Origin of the sequence: Duganella sp. CT11-25, from assembly GCF_047302815.1 — a bacterium.
In the GTDB taxonomy this organism is placed as follows: domain Bacteria; phylum Pseudomonadota; class Gammaproteobacteria; order Burkholderiales; family Burkholderiaceae_D; genus Rugamonas.
This window is the reverse complement of sequence record NZ_JBKBFD010000001.1, coordinates 5,748,079-5,762,197: the sequence shown is the minus strand read 5'-3', so window position 1 is coordinate 5,762,197 and position 14,119 is coordinate 5,748,079. Positions and strand designations below refer to the sequence as shown.

Sequence of the window (14,119 nt, the reverse complement as noted above, 5' to 3'; positions counted from 1 at the left end):
TCCACAAATCACTGGCTAGTATGGTTGCAACGCAGAAGCGTGTCATTAAACAAAAGCGCCATTCGCTGGTACTTTTTTATGGCGGACGCACCTTAAAAGTGCCGGTGAATCTAGCTTTTGTACAAAGACGCGGGATCGGCCATCCACTATTCTGGATCCTCAAGCCACATACCAAAAAATATAAATGAGACATCTTTCCTCCATGGGCATCGCCACCCGCCTGTACCTTGTTTCCGGTGTCCTATCGCTGGCCTTCGCGAGCGTGGCGGTATTCGCCTATTTCAATCTGAACCACGTCACCCAGCTGGCGCGGCAAACCGAAAGCGTGCGCGTGCCGCAACTGCAGCGCGTGTCGGCCACCGAACTCGAAGTGACCAAGGTCTTGTTGCTGCTGCGGCATTCCATGCTGACGCACGATGAGAAGGAACTGAAGCGCCAGCTGGACGGCATCGTCGAGAAGCGCGAGCAGGTGAGCAAGTCCATGAGCGACTATCAGCGCAGCCTGCTCACCGACGAGGATCGCTCCCGCTACGCCAGGGTGCCACCGCTGCTTGATACCTTCTGGGCGGTGGCTGCGCAAGACATCAAGCTGATCCAGGCGGGCCAGCGCGACGAAGCCTTCAACTTCCTGGTCTATAAAACCGTGCCGGCCCGCACCGAGCTGCTGAAGGCGCTGCGCGACACCGTCAAGTTCCAGGAGGGCGCGCTGCGCAGCGAGCTGACCGAGGTGGTCGGCGAGGCGCAGCGCACGCTGGTGGTGCTGGTCGCCATGGCGGCGGTCGCCATCGCCGGACTGGGCCTGCTGTCGTGGTACATGGCCAGCGTACTTGGCCGCCGGGTGGCGATCTCGCGCGCCGTGGCCGAGCGCGTGCGCGACGGCGACCTCACGGTCGCGGTGCGTGACGATGCACGCGACGAATTTTCGCCGCTGCTGGCGGCGCTGAACGACATGCAGGGCTCGCTGACGCGGGTGGTCGCCAACGTCCGCAGCAATTCGGAGAACGTCGCGACGGCCAGCGCCAGCATCGCGCAAGGCAGCCAGGCGCTGAGCCAGCGCACCGAGCAGCAGGCCAGCGCGTTGCAACAGACCGCCGCCACCATGGAACAACTGGGCACGACCGTGCGCAACAACGCCGGCAACGCGATGCAGGCCAAGCAGCTTGCGCTGGGCGCCTCCTCGGTCGCGGCCAAGGGCGGCGCAGTGGTCGGCCAGGTGGTCGAGACCATGGAGGCGATCAATGCCTCGTCGAAGAAGGTGGTCGACATCATCAGCGTGATCGACGGCATCGCCTTCCAGACCAATATCCTGGCGCTGAACGCCGCCGTCGAGGCGGCACGGGCCGGCGAACAGGGACGCGGCTTCGCGGTGGTGGCCAGCGAAGTGCGCAGCCTGGCCCAGCGTAGCGCGTCCGCGGCCAAGGAGATCAAGACGCTGATCACCGACAGCGTGGCGCAGGCCGCGCAAGGCACAGCGCTGGTGGGCGAGGCCGGCGCCACCATGGAAGACATCGTCGCCGCGATCAAGCGCGTGGTCGACATCGTGACGGAGATCAGCGAGGCCAGCGCGGAGCAGAGTTCCGGCGTCGGCCAGGTCGGCGAGGCGGTCGCGCAGATGGACCGGGCCACGCAGCAGAACGCCGTGCTGGTGGACGAGAGCGCGGCGGCGGCCGAAAGCCTGAAAGGCCAGGCGGCGCAACTGGTGCAGGCGGTGGCGGTGTTCAAGCAGCGCGCCGGAGCGTTGCGTTGAAGCCTGCCCTGCCCGCCGGCCTGTGGCGCTACCTGGTCGCGCGCTTCTTCGGCGTAATCGGCAACAACATGATCGCGGTGGCGCTGGGCTGGCAGATCTACGACCTCACTTCCAGCGCCTGGTACCTGGGCCTGGTGGGACTGGTGCAGTTCCTGCCGGCGCTGGCACTCACCATCCCGGCCGGGCTGCTGGTCGACTCCGTCGATCGCAGCCAGGTGTTTTCGGCCAGCCTGGCGATGCAGTTTTTCGCGTCGGCGATCCTGGCCTGGGGCGGCAGCGCGGACTGGGTGGGGCATCAAGCGATCCTGGCGGTCTGCGTGCTGATCGGGATCGCCCGTTCGCTGCAGATGCCGGCGCAGCAAGCCATCATTCCGGCGCTGGTGCAAGCCGAAGAGTTGCCACGCGCGCTGGCGGCGAATGCGTCGATGAACAAGGTGGCCATGGTCGGCGGGCCGGCGCTGGGCGGACTGCTCTATGCCGGCGGTCCCGGCCTGGTATACGGCGTGTGCGCGGCGATGTTCCTGGTCTCGGCCATCCTGGCGCTGCTGGTGGCGGCGCCGTCGGCGGTGCGGCAGCGTGAAGCCGTTTCGTGGGGTTCGCTGTTTGCCGGCGTCGGCTTCATCCGCCGCAACAATGTCGTGCTGGGCGCCATGTCGCTCGACCTGTTCGCCTCGCTGCTGGGCGGCAGCACGGCGCTGCTGCCGATGTTTGCCAAGGACATCCTGCACACCGGGCCGTGGGGGCTGGGGCTGCTGCGCGCCGCACCGGCTGTGGGTGGCTTGTTCATGACCGGGCTGATGAACCGCTGGCCCATGGACCACAAAATCGGCCAGCGCATGTATTTCGCGGTATTCATGTACGGCCTGGCCACGGTCGGCTTCTCGTTCTGCACCAGCATGGCGTGGGCCATCGTCATGCTGCTGGCGATCGGAGCGGCCGACATCGTCAGCACCGTGCTGCGCCACACCGTGGTGCAGGTCGAAACCGCCGACGCCCTGCGCGGGCGCGTGGGCGCGGTGCACGCCACCAGCATCTCGGCCAGCAACCAGCTTGGCCAGTTTCGCGCCGGCGTGGCGGCGGAGTGGATCGGACCGGCGGGTGCGGTGCTGGTCGGCGGTGTGGCCACGGTGTTGATTACCTTGTCATGGGCGCGGCTGTTTCCCGATTTATTCAACAAGGACCGCCTGTTCCATCCTAAAATCCCTGTCAACCTTGGAGCGAAGCAATGATGCGTTGGAAAGATATTTTTGCGGTTACCGTCATGATGCTGTCGGCGGGTCTGGCGCAGGCGGACCTCGTCTATGTGGGCACGCAGGGCAAGCAGCTCAACGCCATGCGGTTCGACCCGTCCGACGGCAAGCTGGCGATGATTGGTCCGGTGGCGGAAGGATTGCGGCCCACGTGGACCGTAGCGCATCCGCAGCTGCCGGTACTGTATGCGGTCAACGACGAGAACACCAAAGAAGGCAGCGTCACCGCCTTCGCGGTGAACCGCGCGACGGGCATGCTGACCAGAGTGAACGAAGTTTCCACCGGCGGCAACGGCACCACGTACTTATGGTTTGACGCCCCATCGTCGACGCTGTTGGCCGCGAACTTCGCCGGCGGCTCCGCTTCGAGCATCGCGGTCAACCAGGATGGCAGCGTGGGTCTGCTGGTGTCCACCATCAAAGCCACCGGCTCCGGACCGCACCGGCGCCAGGCGAGCCCGCATGCGCACAGCGTCGCCATCGATCCGTCGGGGCGCTATGCCTTGGTTCCCGACTTAGGCGCCGACCGCGTATTCGTCTACGGTTTCGACCGCGCGACGCGGGCCTTGTCGCCGGACGATGCGGCGGCGCCGCGCTCGTTCGTCGCCCCTGCTGGCAGCGGACCGCGCCACCTCGCCTTCGGCACGAACGGTCGCTACGTATATCTGCTGAATGAACTGACGGCGGAAATTCTCACGCTGCGCTGGGATGCACAGCAAGGACGCTTGACGCAGGTGCAAACGCTGCAAACCAGCAGCCCGGAATTTGCCGGCACGAAGAGCGGCGCCGAGATCGCGGCCAGCGGCGACGGCCGGTTTGTCTACGTCGAAAACCGTGGCGAGGGCGCGCTGCTCGTCTACAGCGTGCATGGCGAAACGGGCGAACTGACGCTGGTGCAGCGCACCTCCTCAGGCAGCGAAACGCCATGGAGCTTCGCCATCCATCCTTCCGGAAAATGGCTGCTGGTCGCGCACCAGCGCAGCGGCAAGGTCAACGTCTTCAGCATCGACCCGGCATCCGGCAAGGTGACCGATACCGGGCAGTCGGTCGACACGCCCACCCCAGTCAGCCTCACCTTCGTGAAGTAAAAAACCCACGGGGTTACAGCGGCGAACTCATCAATTTCAAGCCAGCTTGAGCTGGTTGACGAACCACCTGCCTGCGGGGCCGGGCGGATGGTCTTTCATGTGGATCGCGTGCATCGAGAAGCCCGGCCCCAGCGCGGCGTGCGTCTGCAGTTCGATGCGCACCAGCTTGCCGGTGCGCAGGTCGTCTTCGACCATGTGCAGCGGCATGTAGCCCCAGCCCAGGCCGGCGCGCAGGAAGGCGTGCTTGGCGCCGAGGTCGGCCAGCCGCCAAGTCTGCGACGACATGACGCCGAAGTTGCGGCCCGCCGTCAGCGATGAACGGTCGGTCAACACCAACTGCACGTGCTTGCCAGCGTCCTGCTGCGGTATCCGCCCCTTCAGCGCGGCCAGCGCATGGCCCGGTGCGACCACCGCCACCGCCGCCACGCTGAGCAGGAATTCCGAGGCGCAGCCGGCCGGGATCTCGGGCAGCGAGCCGATGATCGCCACCCGGCAGTTACCCTCCACCAGCGGCTGCACCACCGCGCCCAGCGCTTCAACATACAGCCGCAGCGGCGTCGACGGAAAGGCTTGCTGGAACGCTTGCACCGCCGATGTGAGCGTGGCGATCGGGAACATCACATCGACCGCGACCGCCAGCTCCGGCTCCAGCCCCTCGGCCAGCGTGCGCGCCTTGGCCTTGAAGGCGTCCATGCTGCTGGCCGCCGCGCGCGCCTGCTCCAGCAGCGCCCTGCCCGCCTCCGTCAGTTGCGGATAGCGGCCGGTGCGCTCGAACAGCGCAAAGCCGACCTGCTGCTCCAGATTGGCCAGCGTGGTGCTGACCACGGACTGCGCCCGGCGCAGCTTGCGACCGGCGGCGGAAAAGCTGCCCTCGTCGGCGGCGGCGATAAAGGTCCGCAACTGGTCCATCGACATGGCGTCAAGCATATATCTACTCCTTGGATACTATCCATCGAATTATATAGGCTTCTCAGATGAATCTTAAAATTCTAAGATTCATCCCATGCACTGAACCAAACAAGGAGCAAGCGATGAATCAAGAACAGCGACAACTGGCCTTCCGCACCGTCGGCAGCCGGCGCGGCGGCATCACCCGCCTGGTCAGCCCCGGCGATGTCGGCCAACTGATCAAGCCTTTCGTTTTCCTCGACCGTTTCCAGATGGAAGCCGGACGTGGCGGCAAGATGGGCATGCACCCGCATTCGGGCATCGCCACCGTGACCGTCATCATGGACGGCGCCATCCAGTACAGCGAAACCACCGGCAGCGAAGGCGTGCTGAGTACCGGCGGCGTCGAGTGGATGGCGGCGGGTAACGGCGTCTGGCACGACGGCGGTCCGGTCGAGGGCCAGGGCGTGCACGGTTTCCAGCTGTGGCTGGCCTTGCCGGCGGAAGATGAAAACGGTCCTTCGAACAGCCAGTATCTGGCGGCGCAGCAGGTGCCCGCCAGCGGCCCGGTGCGCGTGATCATCGGCGCCTACGGCGATGCGGCCAGCCCGATCCGGCCGCGCGCTTCGATCAACTACCTGCACGTGAAGCTGGGCGATGGCGAACGCTGGACCTACACGCCGCCCGCAGGCCACGACGTCGCATGGGTAGCGGTCGGCAACGGCGCGCTGCACACCGCCGGCGCGGTGATCGGCCGCGAGGTGGCGGTGTTTGAAGAAGGCCAGTCGGCAATTGAGTTCGTTGCGGAAGGCGCGACGGAGTTCGTGCTGGGATCGGCGGTCAAGCATCCCTACGATCTGGTCACAGGCTATTACTCGGTACACACCAGCGAAGCCGCGCTGGCGCAAGGCGAAAACGAAATCCAGCGCATCGGCAAGCAGCTGCGCTCCGCAAACTTAATTTAAAAGGACCTACCATGCACACCACCGCTCTCCCAACCATCGGCCGTATCCTGCTGGCTGCCATCTTTGTCCTCAGCGGCTTCGGCAAGCTGATGGCGCCCGCCGCGACGATAGGCTATATCGAGTCGTCCGGCCTGCCGTTCGCCACATTGGGACTGGCCATCGCCATCGCGGTGGAACTGGGCGGCGGCCTGCTGCTGGCCGCCGGCTACAAGACCCGCATCGTGGCGGCCGTGCTGGCCGCGTTCTCCATCGTCACCGGCCTGGCCTTCCATCATGCGATCGGCGACCAGAACCAGATGATCCATCTGCTGAAGAACTTCGCGATGGCGGGCGGCTTGCTGCAAGTGGTGGCCTTCGGCGCCGGCGCCTACAGCATCGACACCCGCAAGGCCTGATCCGCCTTACCTGGCAGCCTTGGTGAACAAGGCTTGCAGATCGCCGTAAGGCATGGCGTTGGCGATCAGCGGGCCGGCGCTGCCGGTGTCCAGGAAGTCCTTGGCCATGCCGGCGGCGACCGCCCACAATGCCTGCGGGATGCCGGAGCCGGCGCTCAGGCGCGCCACGCCCAGCTGCCGCAATGCGTCCGCGGATGGCACGCCCGGCCAGTCCATCACGTTGACCGGCAGGCCAGCGCCAGCCACCACCGCCTTGATTTCCTCGACCTTGCAGATGCCCGGCACGAACAGGCTGTCGGCACCGGCTTCCTTGTAGAGCGCGGCGCGCTTCAGCACCTCGGCCACGCGCTCGCCTTCCGGCGCCAGGCCGCGCAGGTAGACATCGGTGCGGGTGTTGATGAAGAGCTCCTTGCCCGATTGCGCCGCCAGCTTCTTGATGGCGGCGATCTTGGCGGCCAGCAATTGCGGCGTGCCGCCGCCGTCTTCGATGTTGATGCCGGCCACGCCGGCGTCGATCAGGCGCAGCGCGTTTTGCGCGACCACGCCGGCATCGTCCGAGTAGCCGTTTTCCAGGTCCACCGTCAGCGGCACCGTCAGTACCCTGGCGATATTGGCGGCCACGCCGATGGCGACCTCGGCCGGCATGTTGTCGCCGTCGGCATAACCCATGGCCCAGGCCACGCCCGCGCTGGTGGTGGCGATGGCCGGTGCGCCCAGGCTTTCAAACAGGCGCGCGCTGCCGGCGTCCCAGGCGTTGGGCAAGTGCAGCAGTTTGCTGCCGTCGTGCAGTTTCTTGAATGCGGTGAAGCTGGTATTCATGTCTCGTCCTTTGATGATTGGTTTTTCATGGCTTGCTTGTTCTTGTACATCTCGGCATCGCCTTGCGCCAGCAACTCGGCGATGGCCAGCGGCTGGTCGGCGCTGAGCTCCACCTGCCCGACGCTGAAGCAGATGTCGTAGCCGCGGCGGTCGGCTTCGTTGCGCTCGTTGATCGCGGCGCGCAGGCGCTGCACCACCAGCGCGGTTTCGTCGCGGCTGGAGTTGATCAGCAAGGCGACGAATTCATCGCCCCCCAGGCGCCCCGGCAGATCGCTGCTGCGCACGACCTTGCGCAGCGTTTCGGCAAACACTTTCAACGCGCGGTCGCCCTCGGCATGGCCGTAATTGTCGTTGATGGCCTTGAAGTGGTTCAGGTCGAAGAACAGCAGCGAGGCCGGCTTGTCCAGCCGCGTGCACAGCTGCAACGCTTGCGGCGCCGATGCCTCGAAGCCGCGCCGGTTCAGCAATGTGGTCATCTCGTCGATGGTGGCCATTTGCACCGCCGCCATTTCCTGCTCGACCATCGCGGCCAGGTCGCGCAGCAAGGCCACGTCTTCGGCGCTGAACTGGCGCGGCTCGAAGTCGACCAGGCACAGCGAGCCGAGCCGTGCGCCGCCAGGCACTTCCAGCGGGCAGCCGGCGTAGAAGCGGATGAATGGCGCACCCGTGACATACGGGTTGTCGAAGAAGCGCAGATCGGTGCGGGTCTCGGGTATCAGCAGCACGCCGTCGCTGACGATGGCGTGCGAACAGAACGACAGTTCGCGCGGCACCGGACCGGACGCCTGGCCGGCGCAGGACAGCGCGAATACCGCATCGTCCGCGACCAGCGTCACCTTGGCCACCGGCACGTCGAACAGGCGCTTGGCGAGCCGCGTCAGGCGGTCGAATCGTTCATCGGGCGGTGCTTCGAGCAGGCCCAGAGAGTGCAGGACGTTGATACGCTGGGCTTCGTTGGCTGGCATCTGCGGTGCTAACATCGTCATCCCCTCGTTGCAAGATTTGATTGCTCGGACTTTGATCGTTCATTATGCGCCAGCTTCAGAACAAACTGGCTTGCGACGTCGTCAGGCTGGAAAAACTGTCGTGCATCGGCAGCAGGATGGAGTCGGCGATCGGCTGCAGCTGCTTGGTCAGGTAGTGCTCGTAGTCGATGTGCGAGCGCATCGCTTCCAGCGGCTCCGGGCCGCCGGTGGTCATCACGTAGCTGATCCAGCCGCCGTTCTGGTAGCGCAGCGGGCGGCTGTGCGCCTGGTTGTACTCATCGGCGAGGCGCGCGGCGCGCACCTGCGGCGGCACGTTGACCTTGTATTCGTCCAGCGGCTGGCGCAGGCGCTTGCGGTACACCAGCAGTTCGTCGAAATCGCCGGACATGGTTTTCTGCGCATACTCGCGCACGAATTCCTGGTAGGGCTGGTCCTTGAAGATGCGCTTGAACAAGCCTTGCTGGAATTGCTGCGCCAGCGGCGTCCAGTCGCTGCGCGCCACTTCCAGCCCGCGATAGATCACTTCCTCTTCGCCCTTGCCGTTGATGGTCAGGCCGGCGTATCGCTTCTTGCTGCCCATGTCGGTGCCGCGGATGGTCGGCATGAAGAACTTCTGGTAGTGCGTGTCGAACTCGATTTCAAGATGGCACTCCAGTCCCAGCTTGTCCTTCAGCATGGTACGCCACCATGCGTTGATCTTGTCCGCCAGGCCCTGGCCGATGTCCAGCGCTTCCTGGTTGGCGTATTCCTTTTTCAGCCAGATGAAGATGGAATCGGTGTCGCCGTAGATGACGTCGTAGCCTTCGGCCTCGACCAGCTCGCGGGTCTGCTTCATCATCTGGTGGCCGCGCAGCGTGACCGAGGACACCAGGCGCGGATTGAAGAAGCGGCACTCGGTCGCGCCCAGCACGCCGCAAAAGGAGTTCATCAGCAGCTTCAGGGCCTGCGACAGCGGCTCGTTTTTCGCGCGCTTGGCGGCGTCGCGCTGCTTCCAGATTTCCGTGGTGATCGCCGGCAAGCAGTGCTTTTCGCGTGAGAACACGGTGCCGTTGACGCCCTCCACCACCGTGGCCGGATCGTCGGCATGCTCGCCCTCGATCAGCCCGACCGGGTCGACCAGGAAAGTACGGATGATGGATGGATACAGGCTCTTGTAATCGAGCACCACCACCGAGTCGTACAGGCCCGGCTTGGAATCCATGACGAAGCCGCCCGGCGAGGCGCCGCCGGAGATGTCGCCGACGTTCGGCGCCACATAGCCTTCGCGGTGCATGCGCGGCAGGTAGTGGTGGCCGAAGGCGGCGATCGAACCGCCCAAGTGGTCGGCCTGCAGCCCCGTCACGGTGGCGCGCTCGATCATGAAGGCCAGCAGGTTGGCCTTGTCGAAGATGCGCGTGACCAGCTCGCAGTCCTTGAGGTTGTAGTGCGCCAGCGCCGGCTTGTCTTCGTGGAAGCGGCGCTCGATCTCGGCCATCTTGTCGTAGACGTCGCCGATGTCCTTGCCCTCGCCCAGCATGGACTGGGCGACGTTCTCCAGGCTGAACGATGGAAACATCCACGACGCCGCCTTGAGCGCGTCGATGCCGTCCAATACGATGCGGCCCACCACCGGCGCGAACATATAGCCCTGCTTGCCCGGATGCTCGCGCCATTCGATGGTCTTGCCTTCGCGGCCCAGCGCCAGCGGGATCTTGTGCTTGTCAGCGTTCTTCTGCAGCACGTGCAAGTCGAACTGCACCACGTTCCAGCCGATCAGCACGTCGGGATCGTGGCGCGCGAACCAGGCGTTGAGCCGCTCGATCAGCTGGCGCGGCGTGGCGCAGTATTCAAGGTCGAAGTCGATCGCCTGCGACGACGCGGCCGGCGGTTCGCCCAGCATGTAGACCTGGCGCTGGCCACAGCCTTCCAGCGCGATCGAGTACAGGTCGCCGTAGGCGCTGGTTTCGATATCCAGCGAGACCATCTTCAGGGCCGGCCGGTAATCAGGCGCCGGCTTGAGCTTGCAGTTGTGGATCAGCGCGCCGCTGGCGTGGCCGCCTTCGATCTGCACGCCGGCGGTGATGAAACGCTCCATCAGGTAGCGCTCGGGCGGGCGGATGTCGGCCTCGTACAGCTTGATGCCGCGCTCGCGCAGCGTGCGCTCCAGCGCCGTCAGCTGCTTGTAGCGCGACGCATAGATGCCGATCACCGGTTGCTGCTCGAACGTCTTGAGTTGCAGCTCGCGCAGTTCGAAGCCGCCGGACGCCGGCAATTGGGCCTCGATGGCGGCGCGCAGCGAGGCCTCGGCGAAGGCCACCGACGTCTGCGCGGTCAGGCGCACCTTGCGGGGACCGTCGTCGGTCGCCAGCCAGAATTCGATCTCCGTCCCGCTGGCTGTGTCGCGCCAGTGGCGGGTCAGGATGAAGCCGTTGTGGGAGGTATGCGTCATGCCGGAATTATACTGTATGCGCATACAGCCTGCACAAAATCGGGGTCAGTTTCGGCATCGATGCCGAAACTGACCCCGATTAAATTGCGGGCGGGGCGGCGGCCAGGAAGGAGGCGCGCAGGGCGGCCGGTCCGGGCGGCGCCGGACGGTGCTCGGGCCGGCCCGGCGTATCCGGCCGCTCGACGTCGAAGGCGACGCCGTCCAGGCTGATTTCCACCGTGCCGCCGTCCTCGTCGCGGCCGGCGAACAGCAGCAGCGCGCCCGGTCCGCGCACGGCGCCACGCATGGTCTGCAGGCCGGACCAGCGATAACTCATCAGCTCGCCGGCCAGCCGGGTGGCGGCCTGCACCAGCGGCAGGCGCTGCTCGTGCGACGGGTCGCCGCCGCTGACCCAGTGCAGATGGGTTTCAATCAGGAGCGAGGTGGCGGCGGCAAACACATAGCGGATGCGGGCCGGGCCGGGGCCGGGCGGCAGCGCCGGCACGGCCAGCTCCAGCCGCAGGTCGCCGCTCAGCGTGTCGACCTCCCGCCTGAGCGCGAACAGCTGGTCCGGATGCTCGGCGGCGATGATCTCCATCACCTTCTCGACATCCATGCCCCAGCGCGCGCGGCCGTAGCCTTTGCAGCGGTAAGGATGTTCTTGCACCAGCCACGAGCGCGGCTGACCGGTCAGCGACAATTCAAACATGGGACGCCGCCGCCGGCGCGTTGCCGGCGGCATAAAAGGGTTATCGACTTGCATCAGCGGTAAGGTGAAGAAAAACTAAAACTAGCTTCATTTTATGTTGCAAGGTAACTGCTTGTATGTAGCACGAAAGTGCTACAACGGCCGTTTGCGGTGCTGATCCATCGTACAATCGCCCCATGAAGCACACTGACCAACAAGACTCCCACCCCATCCATGTCGCCATCGTCGAGGACGATCCCGACTTCAGCAACGCGCTCAGCCTGGTGGTGCAGCAGGCGGCCGACATGCGGCTGGCGGGCAAGGCGGGCACCCAGGCCGAGGGCCTGGCCATGTTGTCCGGTCCGCCGGCCGACGTGCTGCTGGTGGACCTGGGCCTGCCGGACGGCTCCGGCATCGAGGTGATCCGCGCCGCCGCCAGCCTGTGGCCCAGCTGCAGCATCATGGTCAGCACCAACTTCGGCGACGAGACCCACGTGATGCGCTCGATCGAAGCAGGCGCGGCCGGCTACCTGCTGAAGGACAGCTCGCCATCCAAGATGGCCGATGAAATCCGCAGCCTGGCCAACGGCGGCAGCCCGATCAGTCCCATCATCGCGCGCCAGGTGCTGGCGCGTTTCCGCAACAAGCCGGTGACGCCGGCCCACGAGGCACCGGCCGCCCCCGGCGAGGATGCGCCTGCCCTGTTGTCGCAGCGCGAAAAAGAAGTGCTGGACTACATCACCAAGGGCTTCACCGTGCACGAGATCGCCGGCCTGATGGAGCTGTCGCACTTCACCGTGCGCACCTTCGTGCGCCGCATCTACAGCAAGCTCAAGGTCACCTCCAAGGCCGAAGCCATCTTCGAGGCGCGCACCCAGGGCCTGCTGTCCTGACCATGATGGAACGCACCCATCGCCTGTTCGCCAACCTGCTGCTGGTATTCTCGATCGCCGTGCTGGCCGCGGCCGCCTCGCTCTACCTGGGCAACGACGGCGGCGACGGCGCCACCGCCAGCCTGCACCTGACGCAGGCCGGCTGGCAGGAAACCGTCGCTCCCGACTACACGGCGCCGCCGCCCACCCTGGACAGCGGCACGCTGCCGCCCGCGTGGAAGCTGGTGTCGCTGCCGTTCAGCCCCTCCATCGCGCTGCTGCGCCAGGCCGAAGCCGGCGCCGGCGCGCAGGCCGCGCACACGGTGCGCGTGACCTGGCTCAAGGTCGCGGTCGACAACCTGCCGGCAGACGCCCGCCCCCTGGCGCTGTACGGCGTCCGCGTCAAGACCGACGGCACCGTCGCGGTCTACATCAACGGCCGCCTGGCCCACCGCGCGCAGCAGCGCGGGCCGCTGTGGAACAGCACCCGCACGCCGCTCTGGTTCACGCTCGACAACAGCCCCGGCAATCCGCCGGTGCGCGAGATCCTGCTGCGGCTGGAGCACAGCGATGCCTCGCAGACGGCGGCCTCGTCACTGCGGCTGGGCCCGGTCGACACGCTGCGCACGCCCTTCCACGTGCGCCAATGGCTGCAGCAGGAACTGCCGGCCATGTTGAGCGCGGCCTTCATGGCGGTCGGCGTGTTTGCGCTGTTCGTCTGGCTGCGCCGCCAGCACGAGACCGCCTACCTGCTGTTCTTCAACCTGGCCGCCACCGCCTTCCTGCGCGGGCTGCACTACTACGTCGACCTGCCGATCGAGAACGACTGGTTTGCCTGGCTGACCGTCAACGCGCTGTTCTGGCTGGTGCTGTCGGTGCACTTCTTCCTGTGCCAGCTGCACCGCCAGCCGCTGCGGTGGCTGACGCGCGCGCTGGTCGGCGTGACGCTGCTGATCGGCGCGCTGACCTTGCCGGTGCTGGCGGTGCTGCCGAACATGCCGACCGTGACGCCGATGATCTATCCGGTGGCCGCTCTGATGAGCTTGCTGGCCTGCGTGGTCGGCGGCGTCTGCGCCTGGCGCCACTCAAGCGAGGGGCGGCTGGTGGTGTACGGGCTGTTCGCCTGCACCGCGCTGGGTATCAGCGACTGGATGTTGCAGAACAATATCAGCAGCGCCGAGGGCTGGTACCTGGGCGCGTACGCGCCGGCGGTCTGCTTCATCACCTTCGGCATCTTGATGTACCGGCGCTACCTGGACGCGATCGCCGAAGTCGAGCGCGTCAACGCCGGCCTGGCCGAGCGGCTGAAGGTGCGCGAGGCCGAGCTGGACGCCAGCCACCGCCGGCTGCGCGAAATCGAGCTGCGCCAGACCATCAGCGACGAACGCCAGCGGCTGATGCAGGACATGCACGACGGCCTCGGTTCCTCGCTGATCAGCGCGATCCGCTCGGTCGAGCGCGGCAACATCAGCGACGCCCGCGTGTCGCAGATCCTCAAGGATTGCCTGGATGATTTGAAGCTGACCATCGACTCGATGGAACCGGTGGAAGCGGACCTGTTGCTGTTGCTGGCGACCCTGCGCTTCCGGCTGGAGCCGCGCCTCGAAGGCACCGGCGTCAGCCTGTTGTGGGAAGTGCGCGAGCTGCCGACGCTGGCCTGGCTCAATCCGTCGAGCGCGCTGCACATCCTGCGCATCGTCCAGGAAAGCATCGCCAACATTTTGCGCCACACGCGCGCCACCGAAATCCGGGTCGGCACCACCGCCGTCGCCGACGGCGTGCAAGTCCACATCGCCGACAACGGCGGCGGCTTCGACGTCGCCGCCGCGCTGGCCCACGGCAGCGGGCGCGGCCTGCAAAACCAGCAGCGCCGCGCCGCCTCGGTGGACGGCAAGGTCGGCTGGCACAGCGACACCGCCGGCACCCGCTTCACCCTCTGGCTGCCGCTGCAGCGATAAAAAAAATCCGGGGTCAGGTCCGGAATCTGGACACGAACTCAACTAATCAAAGCTTG

12 protein-coding genes are annotated in these 14,119 nt (G+C 65.9%); 7 read left to right on the top strand and 5 right to left on the bottom strand.

Annotated features, from left to right (window positions below; all coding sequences use genetic code 11):
• Positions 1-184: 184 nt before the first annotated feature.
• From ACEN9F_RS24940 to ACEN9F_RS24930, 3 genes are read left to right on the top strand one after another with little or no spacing between them, the layout of a single operon-like run.
• Positions 185-1,747 (top strand): methyl-accepting chemotaxis protein, encoded by a 1,563-nt coding sequence (locus tag ACEN9F_RS24940; RefSeq protein WP_413424379.1) that lies wholly within the window; start codon positions 185-187, stop codon positions 1,745-1,747.
• On the top strand, positions 1,744-2,976 hold the full coding sequence (locus tag ACEN9F_RS24935) for an MFS transporter (protein ID WP_413424377.1): 1,233 nt from the start codon (positions 1,744-1,746) through the stop codon (positions 2,974-2,976). The genes ACEN9F_RS24940 and ACEN9F_RS24935 overlap by 4 nt, the downstream gene beginning before the upstream one ends.
• The gene (locus ACEN9F_RS24930) at positions 2,973-4,085 is read left to right on the top strand and encodes a lactonase family protein (protein WP_413424375.1); all 1,113 of its coding nucleotides are present in this window, start codon (positions 2,973-2,975) and stop codon (positions 4,083-4,085) included. Before ACEN9F_RS24935 ends, ACEN9F_RS24930 begins: the two co-directional genes overlap by 4 nt.
• A gap of 36 nt (positions 4,086-4,121) precedes the next feature.
• On the opposite strand, the gene ACEN9F_RS24925 is transcribed toward ACEN9F_RS24930, so the two are convergent.
• Positions 4,122-5,012 (bottom strand): LysR family transcriptional regulator, encoded by an 891-nt coding sequence (locus ACEN9F_RS24925; protein WP_413424373.1) that lies wholly within the window; start codon positions 5,010-5,012, stop codon positions 4,122-4,124.
• Positions 5,013-5,116: 104 nt separating this feature from the next.
• On the opposite strand from ACEN9F_RS24925, the gene ACEN9F_RS24920 reads away from it, so the two are divergent.
• Together ACEN9F_RS24920 and ACEN9F_RS24915 are read left to right on the top strand one after the other, a co-directional pair.
• The gene (locus ACEN9F_RS24920; RefSeq protein WP_413424371.1) at positions 5,117-5,938 is read left to right on the top strand and encodes a pirin family protein; all 822 of its coding nucleotides are present in this window, start codon (positions 5,117-5,119) and stop codon (positions 5,936-5,938) included.
• An 11-nt stretch (positions 5,939-5,949) separates the two neighbouring features.
• Positions 5,950-6,333, top strand: a complete 384-nt coding sequence (locus ACEN9F_RS24915) for a DoxX family protein (RefSeq protein ID WP_413424369.1) — start codon at positions 5,950-5,952, stop codon at positions 6,331-6,333.
• A gap of 6 nt (positions 6,334-6,339) precedes the next feature.
• Here ACEN9F_RS24915 and ACEN9F_RS24910 read toward each other — a convergent pair whose 3' ends face one another.
• The 4 genes from ACEN9F_RS24910 to ACEN9F_RS24895 form a co-directional block, all read right to left on the bottom strand.
• Positions 6,340-7,152, bottom strand: coding sequence for an isocitrate lyase/PEP mutase family protein (locus ACEN9F_RS24910; protein WP_413424367.1), 813 nt, complete (start codon positions 7,150-7,152; stop codon positions 6,340-6,342).
• On the bottom strand, positions 7,149-8,132 hold the full coding sequence (locus ACEN9F_RS24905) for a sensor domain-containing diguanylate cyclase (RefSeq protein WP_413424365.1): 984 nt from the start codon (positions 8,130-8,132) through the stop codon (positions 7,149-7,151). The genes ACEN9F_RS24910 and ACEN9F_RS24905 overlap by 4 nt, the downstream gene beginning before the upstream one ends.
• A gap of 61 nt (positions 8,133-8,193) precedes the next feature.
• Entirely contained in the window at positions 8,194-10,566 is a 2,373-nt protein-coding gene (locus ACEN9F_RS24900) for a DNA polymerase II (RefSeq protein ID WP_413424363.1), read from the bottom strand.
• 79 nt (positions 10,567-10,645) lie between these two features.
• On the bottom strand, positions 10,646-11,254 hold the full coding sequence (locus ACEN9F_RS24895) for a hypothetical protein (RefSeq protein ID WP_413424361.1): 609 nt from the start codon (positions 11,252-11,254) through the stop codon (positions 10,646-10,648).
• 176 nt (positions 11,255-11,430) lie between these two features.
• Between ACEN9F_RS24895 and ACEN9F_RS24890 the strand changes: the two genes are divergently transcribed.
• Both ACEN9F_RS24890 and ACEN9F_RS24885 read left to right on the top strand, forming a co-directional pair.
• Positions 11,431-12,126: a response regulator gene (locus ACEN9F_RS24890; RefSeq protein WP_413424359.1), complete on the top strand. Its 696-nt coding sequence runs from the start codon at positions 11,431-11,433 to the stop codon at positions 12,124-12,126.
• Positions 12,127-12,128: 2 nt separating this feature from the next.
• Positions 12,129-14,063 carry an ATP-binding protein gene (locus ACEN9F_RS24885; RefSeq protein ID WP_413424357.1) on the top strand — a complete coding sequence of 645 codons (1,935 nt, stop codon included), beginning with the start codon at positions 12,129-12,131 and terminating at the stop codon, positions 14,061-14,063.
• Positions 14,064-14,119 lie beyond the last annotated feature (56 nt).

What these genes read in the sequence shown, in the direction of transcription:
- ACEN9F_RS24940 (WP_413424379.1), top strand. Translation starts at nt 185, where the DNA reads ATGAGACATCTTTCCTCCATGGGCATCGCCACCCGCCTGTACCTTGTT.
- ACEN9F_RS24930 (WP_413424375.1), top strand. Translation starts at nt 2,973, where the DNA reads ATGATGCGTTGGAAAGATATTTTTGCGGTTACCGTCATGATGCTGTCG.
- ACEN9F_RS24925 (WP_413424373.1), bottom strand. Translation starts at nt 5,012, where the DNA reads ATGCTTGACGCCATGTCGATGGACCAGTTGCGGACCTTTATCGCCGCC.
- ACEN9F_RS24920 (WP_413424371.1), top strand. Translation starts at nt 5,117, where the DNA reads ATGAATCAAGAACAGCGACAACTGGCCTTCCGCACCGTCGGCAGCCGG.
- ACEN9F_RS24915 (WP_413424369.1), top strand. Translation starts at nt 5,950, where the DNA reads ATGCACACCACCGCTCTCCCAACCATCGGCCGTATCCTGCTGGCTGCC.
- ACEN9F_RS24910 (WP_413424367.1), bottom strand. Translation starts at nt 7,152, where the DNA reads ATGAATACCAGCTTCACCGCATTCAAGAAACTGCACGACGGCAGCAAA.
- ACEN9F_RS24905 (WP_413424365.1), bottom strand. Translation starts at nt 8,132, where the DNA reads ATGTTAGCACCGCAGATGCCAGCCAACGAAGCCCAGCGTATCAACGTC.
- ACEN9F_RS24900 (WP_413424363.1), bottom strand. Translation starts at nt 10,566, where the DNA reads ATGACGCATACCTCCCACAACGGCTTCATCCTGACCCGCCACTGGCGC.
- ACEN9F_RS24895 (WP_413424361.1), bottom strand. Translation starts at nt 11,254, where the DNA reads ATGTTTGAATTGTCGCTGACCGGTCAGCCGCGCTCGTGGCTGGTGCAA.
- ACEN9F_RS24890 (WP_413424359.1), top strand. Translation starts at nt 11,431, where the DNA reads ATGAAGCACACTGACCAACAAGACTCCCACCCCATCCATGTCGCCATC.
- ACEN9F_RS24885 (WP_413424357.1), top strand. Translation starts at nt 12,129, where the DNA reads ATGATGGAACGCACCCATCGCCTGTTCGCCAACCTGCTGCTGGTATTC.